Source organism: Pseudomonas sp. Nvir (assembly GCF_963778085.1).
GTDB lineage: Bacteria > Pseudomonadota > Gammaproteobacteria > Pseudomonadales > Pseudomonadaceae > Aquipseudomonas > Aquipseudomonas juntendi.
The window spans coordinates 2,747,073-2,770,846 of the sequence record NZ_OY970405.1 but is presented as its reverse complement, the minus strand read 5'-3'; the positions used below and the strand labels follow the sequence as shown (position 1 = coordinate 2,770,846).

The 23,774-nt window shown below is 63.6% G+C and carries 19 protein-coding genes; 7 read left to right on the top strand and 12 right to left on the bottom strand.

Annotation, left to right across the window (positions count from 1 at the left end):
• Positions 1 to 92: 92 nt before the first annotated feature.
• A complete protein-coding gene (locus tag AACG97_RS13345) occupies positions 93 to 977 on the top strand; it encodes an alpha/beta hydrolase (RefSeq protein ID WP_115294085.1) in 885 nt (294 codons plus the stop codon).
• A gap of 45 nt (positions 978 to 1,022) precedes the next feature.
• Here the strand turns inward: AACG97_RS13345 and AACG97_RS13340 are convergent, their stop codons facing one another.
• A complete protein-coding gene (locus AACG97_RS13340; RefSeq protein ID WP_371105798.1) occupies positions 1,023 to 1,784 on the bottom strand; it encodes a hypothetical protein in 762 nt (253 codons plus the stop codon).
• A gap of 88 nt (positions 1,785 to 1,872) precedes the next feature.
• Positions 1,873 to 2,664, bottom strand: a complete 792-nt coding sequence (hisN, locus tag AACG97_RS13335; protein WP_009682763.1) for a histidinol-phosphatase — start codon at positions 2,662 to 2,664, stop codon at positions 1,873 to 1,875.
• A 218-nt stretch (positions 2,665 to 2,882) separates the two neighbouring features.
• Between hisN and AACG97_RS13330 the strand changes: the two genes are divergently transcribed.
• Positions 2,883 to 5,012, top strand: a complete 2,130-nt coding sequence (locus AACG97_RS13330) for a TonB-dependent siderophore receptor (protein ID WP_225785548.1) — start codon at positions 2,883 to 2,885, stop codon at positions 5,010 to 5,012.
• Positions 5,013 to 5,043: 31 nt separating this feature from the next.
• Here AACG97_RS13330 and AACG97_RS13325 read toward each other — a convergent pair whose 3' ends face one another.
• Positions 5,044 to 5,565, bottom strand: coding sequence for an acyloxyacyl hydrolase (locus AACG97_RS13325; RefSeq protein WP_009682761.1), 522 nt, complete (start codon positions 5,563 to 5,565; stop codon positions 5,044 to 5,046).
• A gap of 234 nt (positions 5,566 to 5,799) precedes the next feature.
• Positions 5,800 to 6,669 carry a putrescine utilization regulator PtrR gene (ptrR, locus tag AACG97_RS13320; RefSeq protein WP_144188184.1) on the bottom strand — a complete coding sequence of 290 codons (870 nt, stop codon included), beginning with the start codon at positions 6,667 to 6,669 and terminating at the stop codon, positions 5,800 to 5,802.
• A gap of 107 nt (positions 6,670 to 6,776) precedes the next feature.
• On the opposite strand from ptrR, the gene AACG97_RS13315 reads away from it, so the two are divergent.
• Complete coding sequence (locus tag AACG97_RS13315; RefSeq protein WP_197886079.1) at positions 6,777 to 8,162, top strand: aldehyde dehydrogenase family protein; 1,386 nt, start codon at positions 6,777 to 6,779, stop codon at positions 8,160 to 8,162.
• Positions 8,163 to 8,202: 40 nt separating this feature from the next.
• Here the strand turns inward: AACG97_RS13315 and AACG97_RS13310 are convergent, their stop codons facing one another.
• Positions 8,203 to 10,113, bottom strand: a complete 1,911-nt coding sequence (locus AACG97_RS13310) for an AAA family ATPase (RefSeq protein ID WP_225785549.1) — start codon at positions 10,111 to 10,113, stop codon at positions 8,203 to 8,205.
• Between the two features lie 74 nt (positions 10,114 to 10,187).
• Positions 10,188 to 11,087 (bottom strand): helix-turn-helix domain-containing protein, encoded by a 900-nt coding sequence (locus tag AACG97_RS13305; protein ID WP_029885441.1) that lies wholly within the window; start codon positions 11,085 to 11,087, stop codon positions 10,188 to 10,190.
• 184 nt (positions 11,088 to 11,271) lie between these two features.
• Here AACG97_RS13305 and AACG97_RS13300 point away from each other — a divergent pair, with 184 nt between their 5' ends.
• The 3 genes from AACG97_RS13300 (at position 11,272) to AACG97_RS13290 (ending at position 15,096) form a co-directional block, all read left to right on the top strand.
• Entirely contained in the window at positions 11,272 to 12,630 is a 1,359-nt protein-coding gene (locus AACG97_RS13300) for a glutamine synthetase family protein (protein ID WP_009682756.1), read from the top strand.
• Between the two features lie 68 nt (positions 12,631 to 12,698).
• Positions 12,699 to 13,787, top strand: a complete 1,089-nt coding sequence (locus tag AACG97_RS13295) for a polyamine ABC transporter substrate-binding protein (RefSeq protein WP_029885440.1) — start codon at positions 12,699 to 12,701, stop codon at positions 13,785 to 13,787.
• A gap of 13 nt (positions 13,788 to 13,800) precedes the next feature.
• Positions 13,801 to 15,096, top strand: coding sequence for an NAD(P)/FAD-dependent oxidoreductase (locus AACG97_RS13290; protein WP_144188180.1), 1,296 nt, complete (start codon positions 13,801 to 13,803; stop codon positions 15,094 to 15,096).
• Positions 15,097 to 15,477: 381 nt separating this feature from the next.
• Here AACG97_RS13290 and AACG97_RS13285 read toward each other — a convergent pair whose 3' ends face one another.
• The gene (locus tag AACG97_RS13285; protein WP_197886082.1) at positions 15,478 to 16,854 is read right to left on the bottom strand and encodes an L-serine ammonia-lyase; all 1,377 of its coding nucleotides are present in this window, start codon (positions 16,852 to 16,854) and stop codon (positions 15,478 to 15,480) included.
• A 146-nt stretch (positions 16,855 to 17,000) separates the two neighbouring features.
• Between AACG97_RS13285 and AACG97_RS13280 the strand changes: the two genes are divergently transcribed.
• The gene (locus AACG97_RS13280; protein WP_009682752.1) at positions 17,001 to 17,942 is read left to right on the top strand and encodes a LysR substrate-binding domain-containing protein; all 942 of its coding nucleotides are present in this window, start codon (positions 17,001 to 17,003) and stop codon (positions 17,940 to 17,942) included.
• A 28-nt stretch (positions 17,943 to 17,970) separates the two neighbouring features.
• Here the strand turns inward: AACG97_RS13280 and AACG97_RS13275 are convergent, their stop codons facing one another.
• The 5 genes from AACG97_RS13275 to AACG97_RS13255 form a co-directional block, all read right to left on the bottom strand.
• Entirely contained in the window at positions 17,971 to 19,392 is a 1,422-nt protein-coding gene (locus AACG97_RS13275; RefSeq protein ID WP_009682751.1) for an undecaprenyl-phosphate glucose phosphotransferase, read from the bottom strand.
• 177 nt (positions 19,393 to 19,569) lie between these two features.
• Complete coding sequence (locus tag AACG97_RS13270; RefSeq protein WP_197886083.1) at positions 19,570 to 20,328, bottom strand: WecB/TagA/CpsF family glycosyltransferase; 759 nt, start codon at positions 20,326 to 20,328, stop codon at positions 19,570 to 19,572.
• Positions 20,328 to 21,515: a glycosyltransferase family 2 protein gene (locus tag AACG97_RS13265; RefSeq protein WP_125854992.1), complete on the bottom strand. Its 1,188-nt coding sequence runs from the start codon at positions 21,513 to 21,515 to the stop codon at positions 20,328 to 20,330. The genes AACG97_RS13270 and AACG97_RS13265 overlap by 1 nt, the downstream gene beginning before the upstream one ends.
• Positions 21,512 to 22,714: a glycosyltransferase family 4 protein gene (locus AACG97_RS13260; protein ID WP_009682748.1), complete on the bottom strand. Its 1,203-nt coding sequence runs from the start codon at positions 22,712 to 22,714 to the stop codon at positions 21,512 to 21,514. Before AACG97_RS13260 ends, AACG97_RS13265 begins: the two co-directional genes overlap by 4 nt.
• Positions 22,715 to 22,763: 49 nt before the next feature.
• Complete coding sequence (locus AACG97_RS13255) at positions 22,764 to 23,768, bottom strand: VirK/YbjX family protein (protein ID WP_197885900.1); 1,005 nt, start codon at positions 23,766 to 23,768, stop codon at positions 22,764 to 22,766.
• Between the last annotated feature and the right edge of the window lie 6 nt (positions 23,769 to 23,774).

The following is a 23,774-nucleotide window of genomic DNA, read 5'->3' as shown; positions in this document are numbered from 1 at the left end:
CCGCTCACTGCGGTAACAGCTTGCAACCAGTCCAGCCCACCATTGAGGCACTTTCCTCACACGCACGCCCCGGCATCTGTTAAAAAGCCCACATGCCCACCCTTTTCCTCTCCCACCTACGCCGCCGCTGGCTGACCTGGTTGTGTGCCACCTTGCTGGTGATCGGCCTGCCCAGCAGTTGCGCGGTGCTTCAGCACAAAGAGCGCGAACTGGTGTTCCGCATCGAACCTGGGCAGGCCAGCTGGTTCCGTGGCCTGCCCAGCGGTGTGCAGGAGCTTGACCTGCGGCCGCGCAGTTTCGCTGCCAATCAGAGCCTGCACGCCTGGTGGTGGCCGGCCAGGCGCGCCAATGCCCCGGCCATCCTCTACCTGCATGGGGTGCGCTGGAACCTGACCGGGCAGTTGTTCCGCATCGAGCAGTTGCATGCCATGGGCTACTCGGTGCTGGCCGTGGACTACCGCGGCTTTGGCCAGAGCCGCGGCGGGCTGCCCTCCGAGGCCACTGTCTATGAGGACGCGCGCATCGCCTGGGAGCGCTTCGCTCAGTTGCAACCCGACGCGGGCAAACGGCTGATCTTCGGCCATTCGCTGGGCGGTGCGGTGGCCGTGGAACTGGCCCGCGCGCTGGCAGCCGAAGCACGCCAGGGCGGTGACGCGGCCCCGGCGCGTGGGTTGATACTGGAATCGACATTCACCTCGTTGGGCGATGTCGCCGCTGCGGTAGCCAATACGTCATTGCCGGTGCGTTGGTTGCTGTCGCAGAAGTTCGACTCGCTGGGCAAGATCCAGGACATCGGCTTGCCCGTGCTGCTGGTGCACGGGCTGGATGACCGCTTCGTGCCAGCGCGTTTCAGCCAGCAGCTGTACGAGGCGGCCCGGCAGCCCAAGACCCTGCTGCTGGTACCGGGGGCCAGCCACAACAACAGCATGAGCCTGGCCGGGCCGCGTTATCGGCAAGCGATCCAGGCGCTGCTCTGAAAGCGTTACTGGCCGCTCCTACCAGGGCCAATGCAACAGCCAAAGTCACTGTACAGGCAGGAAGTTCATCAGCAGCAGGCTCTGTGCATAGTTCAGCCCGATCCGCCGATACCGCTCATCCAGCAACTCTGCCAGCAAATCCAGGCGCGCCACGATCTTCCCGAACTCCACGGCGAAACTCAGGTTGCTGCCCTCTTCGGAAATCTCGTTGGAAAACAGCAGCAACACGCCATTGGCATCTTGCCGCTGGCTCAACATCCAGGTGGCCTTTTCGATATTGCGCGCGGCGTTGTTGATGAACAGCGGGTCGATCGTGTCGGTCATGTAGAACTCGGTGCGCCCGCCGTGAGCGGTGATCAGCATGCTGCCGATGGCATAGATGAAGGCGCCGACGCGGTCACCGCGAAACTCCGGGCTCAACGCGTAACTCAAGGCTGCCAGGTCGCGACGGTTGCCCAGCTGCGCCAGCGGCTGGCGGTGTTCGATGGCCTTGCGGATCTGCCGCTCGGCAGTGGCGGCGTCGACGTACCCCGACAGCTTCAACTGGTTGGGGTTGCGCAGGTACAGCTTGTTCATCAGCAGGTACAGGCTTTGCAGGTTGTCGCGCATCGACAACGTGGCCAGGCGGTCGACACTGGTCTGGAACAGTTCGCTGGGCTTGCCGTCGGCAAACTGGTCGAGCATGTCGCGGCCCTGTTCCTGGGTGCAGGCACACAGGCAGGTGAGCACGCCTGCCAGCAGCACGCGGGGAATCAGATGAGGGTAGCTTGCAACCATCGGCACCGGGTCGATATTCGGCGGCCGCATCGGGGATTGATGTGGCCTGGCCAAGCATAGAGCGCGGAAATGGCAAAAAGTGCAGTGTAAAGGCCGCCGCAGGCCCGGTGGCGTACCCTCACATGGCGTGGCGCAGCTTCTCCACCATCTGCGCGTGCAGCGCCGGGTCGCCACAGGCCACTACGCAGCCGCCGTGCTGCGCCGAACTGCCATCCCAGGCGCTGATCACCCCACCCGCCCCTTCGATGATCGGCATCAGCGCCTGTACGTCATAGGGTTGCAAGCTGGCCTCCACGATCACATCGACGAACCCCGACGCCAGCATGCAGTAGGCATAGCAATCGCCGCCGTAGCGCATCAGCCGCGCCTGCCCGGCTACCGCCTCGAACGCGGCCTTGCGCTCGGCTGTGTCGAACATGTCGGGGGTGGTGCACATCAGCGTGGCCGTAGCCAGGTCGGCGCAGGCGCGGGTACGCAAGGGTGTAGCGTTGCGCCAGGCCCCCTCGGGCGTGCCAATGAAACGCTCGCCGGTAAAGGGCTGGTTCATCACCCCCAGTACCGGGCGGGTACCGTCGTTCAGCGCAATCAACGTTCCCCACAATGGCAGGCCAGTGATGAAGGCACGGGTGCCGTCGATGGGGTCGAGCACCCAGGTCAGCGGGCTGCTGCCCACCGCCACCCCGGCCTCTTCGCCAAGAATGCCGTGGTCCGGGTAACGCGCCTGGATCAACGCGCGCATCGCATCCTCGGCCGCCTTGTCGGCCACCGTCACCGGGTCGTACAGGCGCCCCCCCTTGTCCTCGACGTCCAGGCTGGCACGAAAGTACGGCTTGATGGCCAGTGCAGCGGCGTCGGCCAGTTGCTCGGCGAATGTACGCAACTCACCAATCTGTGGGGCACTCAGGGACATTGGGAACAGGCCTCGTGACAGTTATGAAGATCGGCATGATACCTGACAACCTGTATTGCACCAGCCGCGTGCGCAACGTGCCTGGCCGATGCTGCTTCATCCATGAATCCCAGGGAGTTGCAGGGGCTTTAAAGTTAATGCATCTGGTAATGATTCGTAGTAGCCTTAATTCTTTTCGTCCCCCTTCTCTAGCGCCCTACTTCAGGATCGTCCAGTCGATGCGTCGCACGTTCGTTTCGCTTTGTGTGCTTCATGCTGTCTCCCCAATGGCCCTCGCCGAGCCCGAACCGCTCAGCGACCCGGCCCAGATCGAACTTCAGGCCCTGAGCATCACTGGCACAGCCGACAGCGAACGGGCTGATGGCCCAGTGCTCGGCTACAAGGCCAACCGTTCCGCCAGTGCCACCCGCACCGACACCGCGCTGCACGAAACACCGCAGTCGGTCAGCGTGGTGCCCAAGGCGGTGCTGCAAGACACCGGTGCCACGCGCCTGCAAGACGGCCTGGACTATGCCGGTGGCGTCGGCCGGGCCAACAACTTCGGTGGCCAGGGCCTTACCACCTTCACCGTGCGCGGCTTTACCACCGGCGAGTTCTACCGTAACGGTTTCCCGATCAACCGTGGTTACCCCAACGCACCAGACGCCAATACCGTCGAGCGGCTGGAGGTGATCCGCGGCCCGGCCAGCAGCCTGTACGGCCGTGGCGACCCCGGCGGCACCTTCAACGTGGTCAGCAAGCAGCCGCTACCAGAACCCAAGGTCACCCTGGGCAGCCAGTTCGACGACCAGGGCATGCACCGCGCTACCCTCGACGCCGCCGGCCCGCTGAACCAGGACGGCTCGCTGGCCTACCGCCTGAACCTGCTTGGCGAGGGCGGCGACAGTTTCCGTGATGATGTGCAAAGCGAGCGTTATGACGTGGCGCCAGTGCTCAGCTGGCAGGTCAACGACACGACCAAGGTTGTGTTCGAAGGCGACTTCATGCGCAACAACCACCCGCTGGACCGCGGCCTGACCCGCTACGCCACCCAGCGTGGCAGCGCTTCGCGTGACACCTATATCTGGGAAAAAGGCAGCGATAACCTGCTGCACAACGACAACAACATGGCGCAGGTACGTTTCGAGCACCAGCTCAATGACAACTGGACGCTGGCGGGCGGGTTCCAGTTCCTCGATGGCTCGCTCAAGGGCAATGCGGTCGAAGCCAACGGCGCGCCGCTGGATGGGCGAACGCTGGAGCGCAACTTCAACTACCGCAAGCTGGAGTGGACCGATCGCGACTGGCAGCTGAACCTGACCGGCTACTTCGACACCGGCGGCTTCAGCCACACCTTGCTGACAGGGGTGGAGTACGAGAACTATGACTACAACTCGATCATCCAGCGGTCCTCTGCGGTGGCGGGCACCTACCCCATCGACATCTACGACCCGGTGCTTGGCCAGCCACGGCCGGCGCTGACCCGCACCACGACCTGGGACAAGGAAAACCTGCAGACCTGGGCCTTCTTCATCCAGGACCAGGTGGCCCTGACCGAGCGATTGAAGGCTTTGGCAGGGGTACGCTTCGAGCGCTTCGAGCATGACTACGACAACAAGCTGGACAATGCCGGTGATTTCAGCAAAGGCGAAAACGGTGCTACGCCCCGGATTGGCCTGGTCTATGACCTCACCGACACGGTCGCCGTCTACGCCAACACCGCGCGCTCTTTCAAACCCAACACGGGAACCCCGGCCAGCGGCGGGGGCTTCGACCCGGAAAAGGGCAAGTCCTACGAACTGGGCGTGAAATGGGAAGCGCTCGACCGCCAGCTGAGTGTCGACGCAGCGGTCTACCACATCGTCAAGGAAAACGTGTTGACCCGCGACCCGGTGGACCCGAACTACAGCGTGGCGGCCGGCGAAGTGCGCAGCCGGGGCCTGGATATCAACGTTGCTGGCAATGTCACCCCCGAGTGGCGCGTCATTGGCGGCTACGCCTATGTGGATGCCGAAGTGACCAAGGACAACCGCCTGCCAACCGGCACGCGACTGGCCAATATCCCGCGCAACAGTTTCAGCCTGCTCAACACCTATGAGTTCCAGGACGGTGTCGCCAAGGGGCTTGGCTTGGGGCTTGGGGTGAAATACGTGGATGACCGCAACGGCCAGACCGAGGCGACCACCTACACCATGGAGCAATACACGGTGGTTGATCTGCTGACCTTCTACCAGGTCAACGACCATATACGCCTGAACCTGGATGTGAAGAACCTGTTCAACAAGGCGTATGACGAAGGCGCATTCAACCTGTATGCCTACCCGGGTGCGCCTCGCACGGTACAGGCTGGCGTCGCGTACACCTTCTGAACGGCTGGGGCTGCATAAGCAGCCCTACCTGTCAGAAACCTTTGCTGTAGAACAGCGAATACGACTCGATGCCGTCGTTGGGCTGCTTGATCCCGGCGTTGGAATAATGGATCGCACGCAGCCCGACCTTCTGCTCCCCTGGCAGTTTCAGGCCTAGGCCGATACGGTCCTCGAAGTTGAACGAAGAACCCAGGCGCTGGTCGCCTACATCGGTCTTGGAGAACGCAGCCAGGCCGATGCCCGCTTCGATGTACGGGGTGTAGGTGAAACCGCTGAATTCATAGGTGAACACCGGGCTGAACGACAGCGAATGGGCGCCACTGGCGTCGCCGCCCTCCCAGTAGGTGTAGCCGGCGTCCCAGTAACCGCTGACATAGCCGATGTCGCTTTGCAGCCACTTCTTGTCCCAGTCGAACGACATACCAATGCGGTAGGTCATGTCGCCCTGGCTGGTAACGCCCACGGCGCCGGACACCTGCGCGGCCTGGGCCGTGCCAGCGCCGGCAAGTGCCAGCGCGGCAACGGCCAGCGATGCTGCGAGACGGGTTTTCATCTACGACTCTCCTGATGGTCTACACGGCAAGCGGGGGCTGTAGCCCCTCGATTAATTGGTGACCGGTTCATCCCGACCGGTCACACGAGGAAATACTTTTCTGATTATTGTCCGATAATCAGAAAGTTGGAAGTAAATTGCCATTATTGCTCATACACCGTTGCGGTGTGAGGCGCTACCACAGCGCGAGCGCCGTACAGACGTGCGGACTAGACGTAGACTAGTATTTGTAAATCATTGGTTTGCGTTCTTTTCTTCAAGCAGTTTCACGAACATGCTCAAGCTGCGTGATACCGTGCCACGGCGCCACACCAGCCAGGTTTTCAGGAAGCGGAAGTCTTCCGACATGGGCCAGGCACTGACCGTGCTGCAGCCCGGCATGTTGTCGAGCATGCTGCGCGGCAGCATGGCCAGGCCGGCCCCGGCACTGACGCAGGCGAGCATGCCGTGGTACGACTCCATTTCATGGATCTTGCCGGGAACCGCCTGGTCCTGGACGAACCAGTTTTCGAAGTGATGCCGGTACGAACAGTTGGCCCGGAACGCGTAGATGTTTTCGCCGTTGACGTCCTGGGCGCGGGTCACCGGGGCATGATTGAGCGGTGCGATGACCATCATCTCTTCCTCGAACACCGGTATGCCCTCCAGCGTGGGGTGCAACACCGGGCCATCGACGAACGCAGCCACCAGCCGGCCAGACAACACCCCCTCGAGCATGGTCCCTGAAGGGCCGGTGGACAGGTCCAGGTCCACCTTGGGGTAGCGCTGGTTGTAGGCCGCCAGCAAGGCCGGGATGCGCACGGCTGCGGTGCTTTCCAGCGAGCCCAGGGCGAAGGTGCCCTGCGGGTCTTCACCGGCCACGGTCAGGCGGGCCTCGTGCACCAGGTCGAGAATGCGCCGGGTGTATTCCAGGAAGTTCCAACCCGCGGGTGACAGGCGCAAGCGGCTTTTCTCGCGGATGAACAGTTCCACACCCAGGTCTTCTTCCAGCTGCTTGATGCGCGTGGTCAGGTTGGAAGGCACCCGATGGATATGCTGCGCGGCAGCGCTGATGCTGCCCTGCTCTGCCACGGCCTTGAAGATCTCCAGTTGCACCAGGTCCACAGCCTTTCTCCAAACGTGAATGTTTCGCTCATTATTATTCAGTTTTCATTAAAGCCATAGCCCACTAGTCTGGCTCCACTGTTCAATCACGACGAGAGTGCCCTGCCATGAGTGCGATCAGCAACCTGACCCACGCCATCTCCCTCGATCCGTACACCGGCGAGGAGATCGGCGCCTACCCGTTCGACACCGACGCCGTACTGGAAGCGGCGCTGCAGCGTGCCAAGGCCGGCTACCGCCAGTGGCGCCAAGTGTCGCTGGGTCAGCGCAGCGAGTACCTGCTCGCCTTGGCCAGCACCCTTGAAGCCAAGGCCGAGGCCTTCGCGCAGATGATCTGCCGTGAAATCGGCAAGCCCATCGCCCAGGCCCGCGGCGAAGTCGCCAAGTGCGTTGGCCTGTGCCGCTGGTATGCCGAGCATGGCCCCGCGATGCTGGCCGCCGAGCCTACCCAGGTCGAAAAGGCCCGCATCGAATACCGCCCGCTGGGCCCGATCCTGGCGGTGATGCCTTGGAACTTCCCGGTCTGGCAGGTACTGCGCGGCGCCGTGCCGGCGATCCTGGCCGGCAATACCTACGTGCTCAAGCACGCGCCGAACGTAATGGGCAGCGCCTACCTGCTGGGCGAACTGTTCAAGGATGCCGGCCTGCCGCAAGGCGTTTTCGAAGTGTTGAACGTGACCCCGGAGGGTGTCACCCGCGCCATCAACGACCCGCGCATTGCCGCGGTGACCCTGACCGGTAGCGTGCGTGCCGGCATGGCGATCGGTGCCCAGGCCGGTGCCGCACTGAAAAAATGCGTGCTCGAACTCGGCGGTTCCGACCCGTTCATCGTACTGGCTGACGCCGACCTGGACGCCGCCGTCCAGGCAGCCGTCATCGGTCGCTACCAGAACACCGGCCAGGTCTGCGCAGCAGCCAAGCGCATGATCGTGGAAGCAAGCATTGCCGACGCGTTCACCCGCAAGTTCGTGGAGGCAACCCGGCAGCTGAACATGGGCAACCCGCTGCAGGACGACACCTACATCGGCCCCATGGCCCGCTACGACCTGCGCGACGAGCTGGATGGCCAGGTACAGGCGACGCTGGCCGAGGGTGCCACCCTGCTGCTGGGCGGCCACAAGGTCGAAGGCGTTGCCAACTTCTATGCCCCGACCGTGTTCGCCAATGTGACCCCGGACATGACAGCATTCAAGCAAGAGCTGTTCGGCCCGGTGGCGGCGATCATCACGGCCCGTGACGCCGAGCATGCCGTGGAGCTGGCCAACGACAGCGAATTCGGCCTGGCGGCGACCATCTACACCGCCGACTATGCGCTGGCCGAGCGCATGACTGCCGCGCTGGATACCGGTGGCGTGTTCATCAATGGTTACTGCGCATCCGACCCCCGCGTGGCGTTCGGCGGCGTGAAGAAAAGCGGCTTCGGGCGCGAGCTGTCGCACTTTGGTGTGCGGGAGTTCACCAATGCCCAGACCGTGTGGCTGGACCGTAACTGAGTCCAGTGAAGCAGGGGCTGCATTGCAGCCTCTGCCAACCTCAATCGCGCACCTGGTCCTTGACCCAGTCCAGCATCCCCCCCGGCACGATCAGCTCATGCCGCGCCCGTGAACAGGCGGTATACAAACCTGCCAGCAGGCGCGCCCGTTCATTGCGGTTACCGGCCACCTGCGGCGTGACCATCAGCTCGGGCGACACCATCACCCGGGCAAACTCCATGTTCTTCACATCCCTTACCCGCCCGAGGAACAGCTTTGGCGCCTTGGTCCAGCGGTAACGGCTCTTGGCCTGGGCAAAGTGCTGCGGGGTGTAGCCCTTGCGCAGCAGGTTGGCCACCGCGACGAATGCCTTGTCCTCACCCTTGTCCTGCTCCAGCGCCTGCCAGCTGGCATAGCGGAACAGCATCGGGTGACGAGGCCGGGTGCCATGGCAGTACAGCTCGATGCAATCCTCCACGAACAGTTCGAAGTCCTTGCGCGCGCTCTGCAGCAGCACGAACGGCACGCCCTGGTGCGTCAGGCGCTGGAACCAGCCAAACAGCCCCCACTCGTCATCGACGATCAACGCGGTGGGCTGTTCCGGCACCGCGACCGCATCGAAGAAGCTGACCCGGGTGTAGTGCTCGGCGCTCCCACTGAAGGCCGCCTGGATCGATGCCGGGTGCGCCTGTATCAGCGGGTTGAGCACGTTGTCCATCGCCGGCCCTGCGCGCAGCGAGTGGTCGATGCAGCGCTGGCGGATGAAGCTGCCATGGTGCGCACTGAGGCCGTTCAGGTTCTGCAGTTCGTCACCGAGGGCGATGACCGCTTGCGGGCTGCGGTCAAGTACGGCAAGCATCGGTGCCGACAACTCGTGCGCCTCGTCGACGATGACGTGGGTGTAGCCGCTGTCAATCACCAGGCCGGTCAGCGCCAGCAGCTTGACCCGATGGTAGTCGCGTACCGGCAACTGGATTTCCCGCGCTGACGGGCGAATCAGCTCCTGCCAGTACAACCGTGCCTTTTCCAGCAACACTTCCTGGTCCAGTGGCGATGTGCCCGGCCCGCCCCAGGGCACATGGTGCAACTGCACCTGCGCGTCGGCACTGTGGCAAAACGCCCGCACCGCGCGGATGCACAAGGTAACCACGTCGCGTGCGGCAAGCGGGCCAATGTCGGGTATGGCCAGCCAGCGCACCACCTGCGCCTCTTGCGGGCGCCACGAGCGCTTGGTGCGGTAAGGGTCGCGCAGGCGCCAGCCGTTGCTGGTGAGGTCGCGGTTCAACAGCTCGTCGGCCAACTGACCGAAGGTCAGCGCGGTGTAGGCTGCGGCATCCTTGACCCGCGCCTGCAGCGCACGCAACTGGCCCTCGGTCAAGGCCAGCAACAAGGTGCGCTGCGGCTCCAGCAACCGGGCGAACTGGTGGATCAGAAAGGTCTTGCCGGTACCGGCAAAACCCTGCACGGCGACCGATTCGTCGATACCCCCCAGAAATTCACGCAACAGCCGGTTCTGCTGGTCGCTGAGCATCAGGTCGCTGGCCAGCGCCGGCAGGTGCACCGGGTGCAACGGCGTGGCGCGCTGGCGATAGCGGTCAGCGAACTGGAAATTCCAGTGCCCCTCGTCGTCCTGCAGTTCATCTGCGCTGTACGCCACTTCGCCACTGAGCAGCGCAATGCCGTTTTCGCCCAGCATGCCCAGGCCCATGGCGAAGGCTTCACGGTCGAAGTGCTGCGCCACCTGCCCCTGGAAGCGCCCAGGCGCGGCACGTTCAACGTCGTTGGCGATCCGCACGATCTCGGCAAAGCGGCGTTCCTGAGCATCGGCCGAGGCAGTCGCCGGCTGGCGAGGCAGGTTTTGCACGAACAACACCGCAGCGGCCTGGAGCAGGCTGGCGCTGCTGAAGAAATCGGTAAGGGGAACACTGGCGAGGCTGTCAGCCTGGTCACTGGGCAAAGGCAGGTAGAACATCGGCACCTCGGGTCGAAACAGGCTGGCACGATAGCAATTTTCGGCGCCGGCTGCTGGACTTGCGGGCCGGCGGTTCAGCGCTTGACGCGCTTGAGTGTCTCGCTCGGAAACTCCTTGAACAATTGCCGGTAACTCTCTGAAAACCTTCCCAAATGCCAGAACGACCAACGCATCGCCACTTCTGCCACGGTCACGCCACCGCCCCGCAACAGATCGCGCCGCGCCCCGTTGAGCCGGCGCAACCGCAACCAGTGCGCGGGCGGCATGCCGGTGTAGGCCTTGAAGGCCTGCTGCAACTGGCGCAGCGACACGCCCGCCACCGCCGCCAGTTCCACCAGGTTCAAGGTTTCTTCCGGGCAGTCAGCCGCCCACTCGCTGACCCGGTGCATGATCGCCCGCTCCTCGTCCCGCCGGCCCATGGCCATGCCCTGCAAGCGCTGGCAGGCATTGTCGAGGATGAACAGGCAGTCCTCCAGCAACTGCTCCGCCAACGCCTGCCCCTGCAACGGGCACCCAGCCTCGCCCAGGCGGGTCAGGGTGGCACTGAGCCAACTGCCGAACAACGCATTCTGGCCACTGCCCAGCGGCACCATGAACAAACCGTCAAGCCTGCGGGGGTCCAGGCCGTGGCTGGCGAGAAACGCCTGGTCGAACACGACGGCGACTTCCTGGTAATTCTCTGGCGTGATCCAGATGTTGCGGCTCTGCTCGTTGAGCAGGTAAAGGCTGTTTTCGCTCTGGTCGAAGCAGAACGCCAGCGACCCGCTCGGCGCCCGGAAGAATTGCTCGACCCGGGTGTTGAGGCGTTCTTCGTAGACTTGCACGCCGTCAAGCCCCAGGCAGCGCAACTGGCCGCTGAAATGGCCCGGCGACATCTGCCGGTACTGCTGCTGCCAACCGGGGGTGATGCGAACCTGCTCGGACACATCCGAGGTGTGGAAAGCTTGTACCTGCAAGGCGTTGGGCGTTGTCACGCTTTGTCCTGATTGCACTCTTTTGGTGCATTGAATGCCGAAGAAAGTGGATAGATGGCGATGGGCTGCCGAGCCCAAGATAGCCTCCAGCGTGTCACCTGGGAAGCGCGATGCCCTTGAAGCTGTGCAACGGCTTTGGCGGGTGCAGCGGCTCCCACATAAAAAAACCAACCAAGAGGTCTGTATGAACGCCCCCTTCGATCAGCTCTCCACCTGGCTGAAAGAACACCGGATCACCGAAGTAGAATGCGTGATCAGCGACCTGACCGGCATCGCCCGCGGCAAGATCGCACCGACCGCCAAGTTCCTTCACGAACGTGGCATGCGCTTGCCCGAGAGCGTGCTGCTGCAAACGGTCACCGGCGACTACGTTGACGACGATATCTATTACAACCTGCTCGATGCGGCTGACATCGACATGGTCTGCCGCCCCGACCCGAGCGCTGTGTACCAGATCCCGTGGGCCATCGAACCTACCGCGATCGTGATCCACGATACCTTCGACAAGCAAGGCAACCCCATCGAGCTGTCACCGCGCAACGTGCTGAAGAAAGTGCTCAAGCTTTACGCTGACAAGGGCTGGCAACCCATTGTCGCGCCAGAGATGGAGTTCTACCTGACCAAGCGCTGCGAAGACCCGGACCTGCCGCTGCAAGTGCCACTGGGGCGTTCCGGCCGGGCCGAAAGCGGCCGGCAGTCGTTCTCGATCGATGCCGCCAACGAATTCGACCCGCTGTTCGAGGACGTGTATGACTGGTGTGAAATCCAGGGCCTGGACCTGGACACGCTGATCCACGAAGACGGCCCGGCGCAGATGGAGATCAACTTCCGCCACGGCGACGCGCTGGACCTGGCCGACCAGATCACCGTGTTCAAGCGCACCATGCGTGAGGCTGCGCTCAAGCACAACGTGGCTGCGACGTTCATGGCCAAGCCGATCACCGACGAGCCGGGCAGTGCCATGCACCTGCACCAGAGCGTGGTCGACATCGCCACCGGCAAGCCGATCTTCGCCAACGACGACGGCAGCATGAGCCCGTTGTTCCTGCACCACATTGGTGGGTTGCAGAAGTACATCCCCAAGCTGCTGCCGATGTTCGCCCCCAACGTCAATTCGTTCCGCCGCTTCCTGCCGGACACCTCGGCACCGGTCAACGTCGAGTGGGGTGAAGAAAACCGCACCGCCGGTTTGCGCGTCCCCACCTCCAGCCCGGAAGCGATGCGCGTGGAAAACCGCCTGCCCGGCGCGGATGCCAACCCTTACCTGGCGATCGCTGCCAGCCTGCTGTGCGGCTACCTGGGCATGGTCGAGCAGATCGACCCGAGCGCCCCGGTGCAGGGCCGCGCCTACGAGCGGCGCAACCTGCGCCTGCCCATCACCATCGAAGATGCGCTGCAGCACATGGAAGACTGCGAGACCGTGCAGCAGTACCTGGGCAAGCAGTTCGTGCAGGGTTACGTGGCGGTCAAACGGGCCGAGCACGAGAACTACAAGCGCGTGATCAGCTCGTGGGAGCGCGAGTTCCTGATGCTGAGCGTCTGAGCCGCCCTGGGGGCTGTGCAGCCCCCACCACACCTGAACTCGTAGAACAAAACCAACGAGGTGTTCCCATGCGTCATCTGCAAGCCCTGATCCCCGCGGCATTCACCCTGCTGTTCGCCACCACCAGCCACGCCACACCCACTGTAAGCGTGTACAACTGGACCGACTACATCGGTGACACCACCCTGGCCGACTTCCAGGCCAGCAGCGGCATCAAGGTGGTTTATGACGTGTTCGACTCCAACGAAACCCTTGAAGGCAAGCTGCTGGCGGGGCGCACCGGCTACGACGTGGTAGTGCCCTCCAACCATTTTCTGGCCCGCCAGGCCCAGGCCGGTGCATTCTTGCCGCTGGACCGCAGCAAACTGCCGAACTGGAAGCACCTGGACCCCAAGCTGCTCAAGCAGCTTGAGCAGAACGACCCGGGCAACCAGTATGCGGTGCCCTACCTGTGGGGCACCAATGGCATCGGCTATAACGTGGAAAAGGTCAAGGCTGCATTGGGCGTAGACCGCATCGATTCCTGGGCGGTGCTGTTCGAGCCCGAGAACCTGAAAAAGCTCAAGCAGTGCGGCGTGGCCTTCATGGACTCGCCCGATGAACTGTTCCCCGCCGTGCTCAACTACCTGGGCATGGACCCGCGTAGCGAAAAGCCGGCCGACTACGCCAAGGCCGAGGCGCGCTTGCTCGAGCTGCGCCCGTACATCACCTATTTCCACTCCTCCAAGTATGTTTCCGACCTTGCCAACGGGAATATCTGCGTGGCGTTCGGTTATTCCGGTGACGTGTTCCAGGCGGCCAACCGCGCCGTGGAAGCGAAGAACGGCGTGAAGGTCGCCTATAGCATTCCCAAGGAAGGCAGCAACCTGTGGTTCGACCTGCTGGCCATTCCGAAGGATGCGAACAACCCGGAGCAGGCGCTGGCCTTCATCAACTACCTGCTCGACCCCAAGGTGATCGCCAAGGTCAGCGCCACGGTCGGCTATGCCAACGCCAACCCGGACGCCAAGGCCTACATGGATGCCGCGCTGGTGGACAACCCCGAGATCTACCCCCCGCAGGAGGTACTGGACAAGCTGTACATTTCCAGTACCCCCAGCCCGAAGATCATGCGCGTCATGACCCGCTCCTGGAGCAAGATCAAGTCCAACCGCTGAGCCGAGACTCTCTATGTCATTCAATACCCAACACACCGCTTCGTACTATGCAGCCACTGCGCGCGATGCGGCCCCCTACCCCAGCCTCGACGCTGACCTGAGCGCTGATGTGTGTGTGGTCGGGGGTGGGCTGACCGGGGTCAATACGGCGCTGGAGCTGGCCGAGCGTGGTTTGTCGGTGGTGCTGCTGGAGGGGCGGTGCATCGGCTGGGGTGCCAGTGGCCGCAACGGCGGCCAGCTGATTCGCGGCATCGGCCATGATGTCAGCGGTTTTGCCCGGCATGTCGGCCAGGATGGCGTGCGCTACCTCAAGCAGGCCGGCATCGACTCGGTGGCGCTGGTCGCCGCGCGCATCGCCCGCTACAGCATTGCCTGTGACCTGCGCTGGGGCTTTTGCGAACTGGCCAACACGCCCGCGCAGTTCGACGCCTTCAAGGATGAACTGCAAGACCTGGCAGCGCTAGGTTACCGCCACGAAACACGGCTGGTCGCAAGCGGGCAGCTGCATGAGATCGTCGCCAGCGACCGGTACGCCGGCGGCCTGGTGGACATGGGTTCAGGGCACCTGCACCCGCTCGACCTGGTTCAGGGCGAGGCCCGCGCCGCCCATACCCTGGGCGTGCGCATTTTCGAGCAAAGCCCGGTGCTGCGTATCGAGCATGGGCCCAGCGTTACCGTGCATACCGCCCACGGCAGCGTGCGCGCGGGCCGCCTGGTGCTGGGCTGCAACGCCCACCTGGACGACCTGGAACCGCGGCTGAGTGGCAAGGTGCTGCCAGCCGGCAGTTACGTGGTGGCCACCGAACCGCTGCCCGAAACACTGGCGAGCCGCTTGATCCCGCAGAACATGGCACTGTGCGACCAGAAAGTCGGCCTGGATTACTACCGCCTCACCGCGGATCGCCGCCTGTTGTTCGGCGGCGCCTGCCACTATTCCGGCCGCGACCCCAAGGACATCGCCGGCTATATGCGGCCGAAGGTGCTGAAGGTATTCCCGCAGCTGGCCGATGTGCGCATCGACTACCAGTGGGGTGGCATGATCGGCATCACCGCCAACCGCTTTCCCCAGGTCGGGCGCTTGAGCCAACACCCCAACGTGTATTACGCCCAGGGCTATTCCGGGCACGGGCTGAACGTGACTCACTGGACAGCCAAGCTGCTGGCGGAAAGCATCGCCCTGGGCCACAGCCACGGCCTGGATGTGTTCAGTGCAGTGCCGCATCTGACCTTCCCCGGTGGCAAGGCACTGCGCTCGCCACTGCTGGCGCTGGGGATGTTGTGGTACCGGTTACGTGAGGTGTTGGGCTAGCAATGTGTGGGTGTTATTTGGCAAAAGATATGCATCGCCTGGGAGATCGAGCGCCGCCCGCGCGGCGCATCGCGAGCTGCGCTCGCTCCTACGCTTGTTTCGGGCCAGTAACCCCTGTGCCAGGTGCGCGCGACCGCCTTGTTTGTACGGCGCGACATTGAGGCATGCGCCAAGGCGTTCGCGCGCAAATCCCACAGGCATAATTGGCCCGAAACAAACGTAGGAGCGAGCGCAGCTCGCGATGCGCCGCGCGGGCGGCGCTCGATCTCCCAGGCGCTGCACATCTTGTGTCAAACACGCGTCAGCCCTCATACGATCCCTACGGGAGCTGGGCTTGAACGGCGATGAACTGCAAAGCAGCCCCCTACCCCCCGCATTAGCTCAACATTCGACGAATGCAACCGCCAGGCCGCCGCGCGAGGTTTCCTTGTAATTGGCATGCATGTCCGCCCCGGTATCACGCAAGGTGCGGATTACCCGGTCGAGCGAAATGAAATGCTCGCCATCGCCCCGCAGTGCCATTTGCACCGCATTGATCGCTTTCACGGCAGCGATGGCATTGCGTTCGATGCACGGTACCTGCACCAGGCCACCGACCGGGTCGCAGGTCAGCCCAAGGTTGTGTTCCAGGGCAATTTCGGCAGCGTTTTCCAGTTGCGCCGGTGTCGCGCCCAGCACCTGGGCCAGGCCGGCGGCCGCCATCGAGCAGGCAGACCCGACCTCCCCCTGGCAGCCGACCTCGGCGCCGGAAATGGAGGCGTTCTTTTTGCACAGGATGCCAACCGCAGCCGCGGCAAGCAGGAAGTCCACGACATCCGCGTCGCAGGCACCAGGGTTGAACTTCATGTAGTAGTGCAGTACCGCCGGGATGATACCGGCTGCACCGTTGGTAGGTGCAGTGACCATGCGCCCGCCAGCGGCGTTCTCTTCGTTGACCGCCAGGGCGTACAGGTTGACCCACTCCATGGCGCCGAGCGTCGACCCGATCACATTAGGCTTGCCCAGTTCCTGCAAGCTACGGTGCAGCCGCGCCGCACGGCGTTTGACGTGCAAACCGCCGGGCAGAATGCCCTCGTTGCGCAGGCCGTTGTCCACGCACTCGCGCATCGCGGCCCAAATGCGCAGCAGGCCGTCGCGCACCTCGGCTTCCGGGCGCCAGGCGCACTCGTTGGCCATCATCAGTTGCGCCACACTCAAGCCGTGGGCCTGGCACAGCTTCAGCAACTGGGCACCACTGCCGAACTCGTAGGGCAGCACGGCGGCGTTCTCTGCAGTTTTCGGCGCATCGACTTCGGCCTGTTCAACGATGAACCCACCGCCTACCGAATAATAGGTCTGGCACAACAGACTATTTTGCCCGTGCATGGCTTCTACGCGCATGGCGTTGGGGTGGTACGGCAGGTTTTCGTCGAGCAGCAGCATGTCTTGCGCATACTCGAACGCCACGGGGTGGCTGCCGTCCAGCATCAGGCAGTGTTCCTGCAGCACCTGACCGATGCGCGATTCGATGGTGGCCGGGTCGATACGGTCTGGCCATTGCCCCATCAAGCCCAACAGGCAGGCACGGTCGGTGGCATGACCAACGCCGGTCGCCGACAGCGAGCCATACAGGCGCACTTCAACGCGCGTCACCCGCCCCAGCAAGCCCTGCTTGCGCAGGGCCTGGGCAAAGGTCGCAGCCGCGCGCATCGGGCCGACGGTGTGGGAGCTGGACGGGCCGATGCCGATTTTGAAAAGGTCGAAAACACTGATAGCCATACTAATGCCTGACCATGCGCTGATAGGTAGCCAGTGCACGGGTATCTGGAGAAATTGGGCGCTGCTGCGATTTTGCGCGATACTGACGCGGTGCGATTGAAATGACCAACGAAACTTCCTAAGCAAGTCTTTAGCAGGACTAAACGATGCGACGCCAACTCAACGGCCAGATGTTTGTTTGGCTGCACGTCTTTGCCTGCGCCGCCAGGCACCTGTCCTTTACCCGCTGTGCAGAGGAACTGCACATCACCCCCGGGGCGGTCAGCCAACAGATGCGCCAGCTGGAAGAGCGCCTGGGTTACCGGCTGTTTCTGCGCCGGGCACGGGGCGTGGAACTGAGCGCCGAAGGCCAGCGACTGGCGCAGACCGTGACCGACGCCTACGGCAGCATCGAGGCAGAGCTGCTACGCCTGGACGCCGGCGAGATCCGTGGCACGTTGCGGGTGCGCTCCATCCCCTCGTTCCTGGCCAAGTGGCTGACGCCGCGCTTGCCACGTTTCCAGCAGCGCTACCCGGACATCGAACTGCGCCTGGTGGCCGAAGACAGTGCCCAGGCCTTGACCCCGGGCGACTTCGACCTGGCCATCGACCTCAACGACGGCAGCTACCCGGGCATGCTCTCCACGCCGCTGCTGGACGAGCAGATATTTCCCGTATGCGCGCCCTCACTGCTGCGTGGGCGCCCCCCGCTGCACGGGCCGGCCGACCTGGTGCACTACCCGCTGCTGCACGACATCACCGCCTGGCGTGGCAGTTCGGAATATGCCGAATGGGAGTTCTACCTGGACGGGATCGGCGCCACGGGGTTGGACGTACGCCGCGGGCACACCTTCAACCGCAACCACCTGACCATCGAAGCGGCGATTGCCGGTATCGGTGTCGCCATTGCCCGGCGCACGCTACTCAACGATGAACTGGAACGCGGCGCGCTGATCGTGCCGTTTGGCGTACCGATCGCCAACCACAAACGCTACGTGGTGCATTACCCGCCCGGCGGGTTGACCCAGCCGGGCGCGCGGGCGGTACATGACTGGCTGGTGGAAGAAGCACGAGGGTTCCGCGAACTGCACCCGTTGAACACAGCATGAGGCCTGTTCTGCACCTGTGGCATGACAATCAATAGGCCTGTTTACCTGTGAACGCATTCAACGTGCGTACCAGAATCACAAAATCCAGCCACAACGACCAGTTGTTGATGTACTCGATGTCGGAGTCCACCCGCTGGATCATCTGTTCGATGTCCTTGGTCTCGCCACGGAACCCGCGCACCTGGGCCAGGCCGGTCATGCCCGGCTTGATGTTGTGGCGAGCGAAGTAATCCACGATGTCCTGGGAATACAAGGTGTCGTGCTGCAAGGCATGCGGCCGTGGCCCGACCAGCGACATTTCGCCGGTCAGCACATTGAACAGCTGCGGCAGTTCATCGAGGCTGGTACGGCGGATGAAGGCCCCAACCCGGGTCAACCGCGGGTCGTTCTTCTGGGCTTGCTGCACCACACCGCCTTCGGGCTGGTGCACATGCATGCTTCTGAATTTCCAGATACGAAACGCCTCACCCGTCCAGCCGGTACGCTCCTGGCGGAAAAACACCGGGCCGCGGCTGTCGAGCTTGATGGCCAGGGCAACGGCCAGCAATACCGGCGACGCACACAGCAGGATCAGCGCGGCCAGCACCCGGTCCTCGAGGTTTTTCAGGAACAGGCTCATGCCTGTGAGCGGGGTTTCCGACAAGGTCAGTACCGGAATGCCGGCAATTTCCCGCACGCTGTGGTTGATCAGGCGCAACGAGAAGATATCCGGTACCCAGTTCACCGCGATGCACTTGTCGAGCAGCTTGAAGTACACGTCGTTGATCACTTCCGAGCCGCCCAGCGGGGTCACCAGGTAGACCGTGCGGATGCCGTGGCGGGCGACCAGTTCGTCAAGCTCGGCAATATGCCCGAGCACCGGCAGGCGCTGTTTGCCCTCGGCGCCCTCGCCTGCTTGTGGTTCAACCTTGTCGACCAGTACACACCCCAGCACCCGCTCACCAAACCACGGGTTGCTGCTGATTTTCTGGTAAAGGAAGTTGGCCAGGTCACCATTGCCAATGATCAGGGCATTGTCCAGGCGTGCATGTGCGGTGAAACGCTTCTGCAGCTCACGCACGGCGAAGTGCAGGAACAGCTGGGCGAAGTAACCGATGACGAACAGCTGGCCAACCAGCAGCCGGGAGTAGGTTTCGCTCTGCTTGGTCAGGAATGCCATGACCACCAGAAAGCAGAACGTGGCCGACCAGGCCTTGAACAGGCGAAAGGCCTTGATCGAAAGCCCGACGTTGGTCCGGTAGATTGCGTAATGATCATAGATGACCGCCAGTGCGCCGATCAGCAACAGCAGCATGATCACGTAATCGGAGGTGATGTAGCCGAACTGGTCATAGATCAGGTACCAGGCGATACCCGTCACGGCAATGCCGTCGAGGCCGGCCTGGATGGCGTTGCTGACACTGCTTCGGCGCTGGAGTAAGGAACGACTGCTTCTGGGTTCGAAAACCATTTCAGACCTCATCAATTGGAGCGTGGCAAGTGCCTTACAGCCAACAACCAGTCTTGAATCACAGCCCTGCAGCGCCGCACGCGGCGAAGCGCGCAGCGTCCAAACCATTGATATCACTGTAGCAGCCAGCTGCCGCAGGCGGGCCCGGAATACGTGCTGCCACAGCTTTTGGCCGATTCACAGCGTGCGCCTGGCCGCAGCGCTCGCCCGCCGATACAGCAAGGTGCGCAGCAGAAACAGCGGGTTGCCCACCACGTAGCGCATGAACAGGCGCCTGGGCTCACGGCACAGCCGATACAACCACTCGCCGCCAACCGCCCGCAGCCAGCCGGGGGCGCGGCTGACCTTGCCGCCGAGAAAGTCCAGGATCGCCCCACCACACACGATCAGGCAGGGGCCGCTGATGCCGGCCAACTGTGCGGCGACCGCTTCCTGCTTGGGCATGCCCATGCCCAGCACGATCAGTTCGGGTTGATGCTCGCGCGCCAGTTGCAAGTAGGTATCGACAGTGGCAAAGCCGTCGTGAACCGACACCGGCGCCACGCCGAAGGTGTCGGCGCAGTGCTGCACCGCCTGGCGCAGATAGGGTTGCCGCGTGCCCCAGAAGGCCACCTTGCGCCCCCGGTGGGCCGCCAGCAGCCTGGGAATGAAATCGGTACCGTTCATGTTCAGGCCCGGCTCCAGGCCCAGGCGGCGGTAAAGGATCGCCATGCCGGAGCCATCGCGCAGCAACACATCGGCTGCCGACAGTGCCTGGCAATAACCCCCGTCGCGCACCACCAGGTTCATTGCGTGGGCATTGACGAACCCCAGCACCGTCGCTTTGCTCGGGGTCGTAAGGTGCTCGAGCAGGCGCTGCACGGCGTTTTCGTCGGCGACCACATGCAGCTGCCCGACCAGGCGCCCCCAGCGTCGCTGCCATTGCCGCTGGCTCATCAGTCGTCATCCCGTTTCGAGCGCACCCATTCGACCTGGCGCTTGATCAGAAAGCCCAGGTAGAGGGGGATTTTCCTGGCTGCGTAGAACGGTGCGTACAGCAACACCGAGAACGGGATCAGCTCCCGACAGAAGCGCGCCCAGGCCACCACCACTGCCACGCCGAGCAACCCCAGCCCCAGCAGGGCGAACCCTGCAGGTGCCGCCAGCCCGATTACCAGGTAAACCAGCCAGGTCAGCAGGTTGAACCCCAGCAGCGCCAACACCAGCAATGCCAAGGGTGATACCACCAGGTCCAGGGTCATCGCCGCGAGGGCACCATTGCGCTGGGTGATGGCAGCCAGCGCCCGCTTGGGCCCATCGGTCAGCATCAACCCCAAGTGGCCGTGCTCCCAACGCGTACGCTGGCTGTTGAGGCCTTGCGGGCTGAGCGGGAACTGGCTGGTCACCAAGGCTTCGGGGCAGAACAGCGGTGGCTTGCCTTGTTGGCAAAGATCCAGCCCGAGCTTCACATCCTCGACCAGATGGCCGTTGGCGAGGTTGACCTGGCGCAGGTCGTGCCAGCCGAAGGCCATGCCGGCGCCCATCAACTGGCAAGGCAAGCCCAACCGCGCCCAGCCACGCGGGCGAACCAGGTTCTTCACGCGCCAGGCAAATTCGGCGACCTGCACTTTCAGCCCGGCCCCTGCGGGTGCCCGCATCAGGTACAGCGCCTGCACCGGGCGCGCCGTTTCACGGCAACGCCGAGCCAGGATATCGATGGCGCCCTCGCCGACCTGGCAATCGGCATCCACCACGATCACTACCTCAGGGGGCTGGCGCGCCAGATGGCGCACGCCGAAGTCCAGGGCATAGCCTTTGCCGCGCAGCAGGGCGTCATACCGCTCCACCACTTCGGCCCCCGCTTCGCGGGCCAGCTGCGCCGTGGTGTCGGAACAGTTGTCGGCCACTACCAGCAAGCGGTCACCCTCGAGCAGTTGCGGCACGATGCTCGCCAGGCTGGCCTGGATGATCGAGGCCTCGTTGTGCGCCGGCACCAGCACCGCAAGCGTTGGCCGCGCCGTGGTGCACGGTGGCGGCCTGCGTGCGGGCAGGCAAGCCAGCAATACCTGCAGCGAAAACACCAACACCGGCACCAGGACGATGACCGTCAGCAGGCCCAACAACCACGCTAATACACTTATCATGCGAATGCCTTGAAGTAGCCGGCCAGCCTGGCCGCCTCGGTGTCGATGTCGTGCCGTTGCAGTACCCGTTCGTAGGCCGCCTGGCCCATGCGCTGCAACACCTCGGCAGGTTGCGCCAGGCACTCGGCCATGGCCGCTGCCAGCTCGTCCACCGCGCCTGCGGGGAACAGCCAGCCGTTCTCGCCGGGCCTGACCAGTTCCGGGATCCCGGCAACAAACGTGGTCAGCACCGGGCGGCGCAAGGCCATGGCCTCCATGATCACCACCGGCAGGCCCTCGGCAAAGCTGGGCAATACCAGAGCGCGGGCAGCGAGGATCTCGTCGCGCACCTGTGCACTGCTGATCCAGCCAGTAATGCGTACGTGCTGCTGCAGGCCGTGGCGGGCAATCAAGGCCTCGATCTGCTCGCGCATTTCACCGTCACCGGCCAGCACCAGCTCAAAAGCCTGCGACTGGGCCGCCAGCCGGCGCGCGGCCTCCAGCAGCAACAACTGGCCTTTCTGCTCACACAGGCGCCCAACGCACACCAGGCGTGGCGCCGCGGGCGCCTCTACCGCAGGCACCGCATGGAACGCGCGCTCCAGCCCACAATGCACCACCTTGACCTTGGCCCAGTGCTCGTGGGCCACCCAGCGCAGCAGCTGGCTGCGCCCATACGAGCTGACCGCCGCGACAAAAGCGGCGCGCCGGACCTTTTCCCCCAGGTGCAGGAACTGCGGCTTGTCGAACTCTTCGGGGCCGTGCACGGTGAAACTGTAGGCGGGCCCGCCCAGCATGTTGGCCAGCATGACCACTTCGGTAGAGTTGGTGCCAAAGTGCGCGTGCACATGCTGCGCCTGCCCTGCCTGCAGCCACTGCAGCACCTGGCAGGCTTCGGCCAGATACACCAGGTGATAGGGCCAGGCGCGGTCCGCCCGGCGGCCAAGCCGCAGTGCCAGCCACAGCGCCCGGCCAAAGCGCCGCGGCTGCGCGCGCAATACCTGCCACATGGGCCGCAACAGCTGTTTCAGCCCGCCTTGCAGCACGTAGCGGGTCTTGCCCCGCTCGGCCACGTCCTCGGCATCCTGCACCTCGGCGTCCCAACCACGCAGTGCCAGGCGCTGCACCTCTACCCCTTGGCGCTCCAGCGCCAGGATCTCGCGGCGGATAAAACTGTGGCTGACCTTCGGGTACTGATTGATGAAATAAGCAATGCGCATATGAACCCAGATCCAAACCCGCTTGATGACCAACCGCCCCAGGCAACCTTTACTTCAGGCTGTCGACTACCGGCGGCCTGCCTACTGCCGATGCACTCACAGCAAATGCATCCCCCTGTGTTCCTTGTAGTCCAAGGTTGGCACCATTGCTTGGCAAAGCTGCTTGCAAGCGGGTGAATACATCGTCGAGCAATGCCTGGCGACGGCGATACATCGCCCGTTTCTTTGCCGGAATGTCGGCCTCGGCACGCTGCGCCGGCGCCAATGGCAGGCTGTAGAAATCGGCATGCTCCGAAGCGCTGGCACCATGCTCCTGCCAGATAGCATCGTAGTTGGCCGCCAGCTCCTGGCCCTTGTCACGGCCAAAATAAGCGTGGCGGTGATGCCGGCTGGCATCGTTCACGGCATACAACCGGGCGACCCCCAACGTTCTGGCCAGGCACTTCAACGCCTCCAGCAGCAAGCTGCGCGGTCGCAACCCCTCGAAGTCTTTGGTCAGGTCGCGGTAGATGGCCAGCGAGGTGTCGCTGTCGATGCCTTTATGGATGCCCTGCACTGCGCCGATGTACAAACCGATGCCGGCCGGCCCCTGGCACAGGGTGAACGCCAGGGACGCCACACGCAGGTCACCCTGGAACAGGTTGACCACCAGCTCGCCTTCGCGCTTGAACCAGATCGGCCGGTCGAGCACCAGGCAGCAGCCCGGCGAATAGCTACCCAGGTCACACAGGGCAAGGCTGTCGTCCCGGCCCAACAGCAACAGCCCAGGAAAATGCCGGGCCACCAGCTCGAAGTGCGAGGCCACTGCATCGAGGCGCTGCGGCGCCTCCCAGCGCTGGCTGATATAGGGCCATTGCACGACACCGATGCAGTCAACGCCCAGCCGCTGCAACCCCGGCTGGCCCAGCGCCGCGGTCAGGCGCTGCATGAAGGTGTCCAGCTGCGGCCAATGCCTGGCCATCTGCAGGCTCAACTTGTACTTGTTGTGCAATGCCCGCAACGAGTAACCGGGTTGCAGGGTAAACACGCTTTTCACGAGGGTGCCGAGCATCATGGGCCT

Coding starts and splice junctions, on each gene's coding strand:
- AACG97_RS13345 (WP_115294085.1), top strand. CDS start 93: ATGCCCACCCTTTTCCTCTCCCACCTACGCCGCCGCTGGCTGACCTGG.
- AACG97_RS13340 (WP_371105798.1), bottom strand. CDS start 1,784: ATGCGGCCGCCGAATATCGACCCGGTGCCGATGGTTGCAAGCTACCCT.
- hisN (WP_009682763.1), bottom strand. CDS start 2,664: ATGTCCCTGAGTGCCCCACAGATTGGTGAGTTGCGTACATTCGCCGAG.
- AACG97_RS13330 (WP_225785548.1), top strand. CDS start 2,883: ATGCGTCGCACGTTCGTTTCGCTTTGTGTGCTTCATGCTGTCTCCCCA.
- AACG97_RS13325 (WP_009682761.1), bottom strand. CDS start 5,565: ATGAAAACCCGTCTCGCAGCATCGCTGGCCGTTGCCGCGCTGGCACTT.
- AACG97_RS13315 (WP_197886079.1), top strand. CDS start 6,777: ATGAGTGCGATCAGCAACCTGACCCACGCCATCTCCCTCGATCCGTAC.
- AACG97_RS13310 (WP_225785549.1), bottom strand. CDS start 10,113: ATGTTCTACCTGCCTTTGCCCAGTGACCAGGCTGACAGCCTCGCCAGT.
- AACG97_RS13300 (WP_009682756.1), top strand. CDS start 11,272: ATGAACGCCCCCTTCGATCAGCTCTCCACCTGGCTGAAAGAACACCGG.
- AACG97_RS13295 (WP_029885440.1), top strand. CDS start 12,699: ATGCGTCATCTGCAAGCCCTGATCCCCGCGGCATTCACCCTGCTGTTC.
- AACG97_RS13290 (WP_144188180.1), top strand. CDS start 13,801: ATGTCATTCAATACCCAACACACCGCTTCGTACTATGCAGCCACTGCG.
- AACG97_RS13285 (WP_197886082.1), bottom strand. CDS start 16,854: ATGGCTATCAGTGTTTTCGACCTTTTCAAAATCGGCATCGGCCCGTCC.
- AACG97_RS13280 (WP_009682752.1), top strand. CDS start 17,001: ATGCGACGCCAACTCAACGGCCAGATGTTTGTTTGGCTGCACGTCTTT.
- AACG97_RS13275 (WP_009682751.1), bottom strand. CDS start 19,392: ATGGTTTTCGAACCCAGAAGCAGTCGTTCCTTACTCCAGCGCCGAAGC.
- AACG97_RS13270 (WP_197886083.1), bottom strand. CDS start 20,328: ATGAGCCAGCGGCAATGGCAGCGACGCTGGGGGCGCCTGGTCGGGCAG.
- AACG97_RS13265 (WP_125854992.1), bottom strand. CDS start 21,515: ATGATAAGTGTATTAGCGTGGTTGTTGGGCCTGCTGACGGTCATCGTC.
- AACG97_RS13260 (WP_009682748.1), bottom strand. CDS start 22,714: ATGCGCATTGCTTATTTCATCAATCAGTACCCGAAGGTCAGCCACAGT.
- AACG97_RS13255 (WP_197885900.1), bottom strand. CDS start 23,768: ATGATGCTCGGCACCCTCGTGAAAAGCGTGTTTACCCTGCAACCCGGT.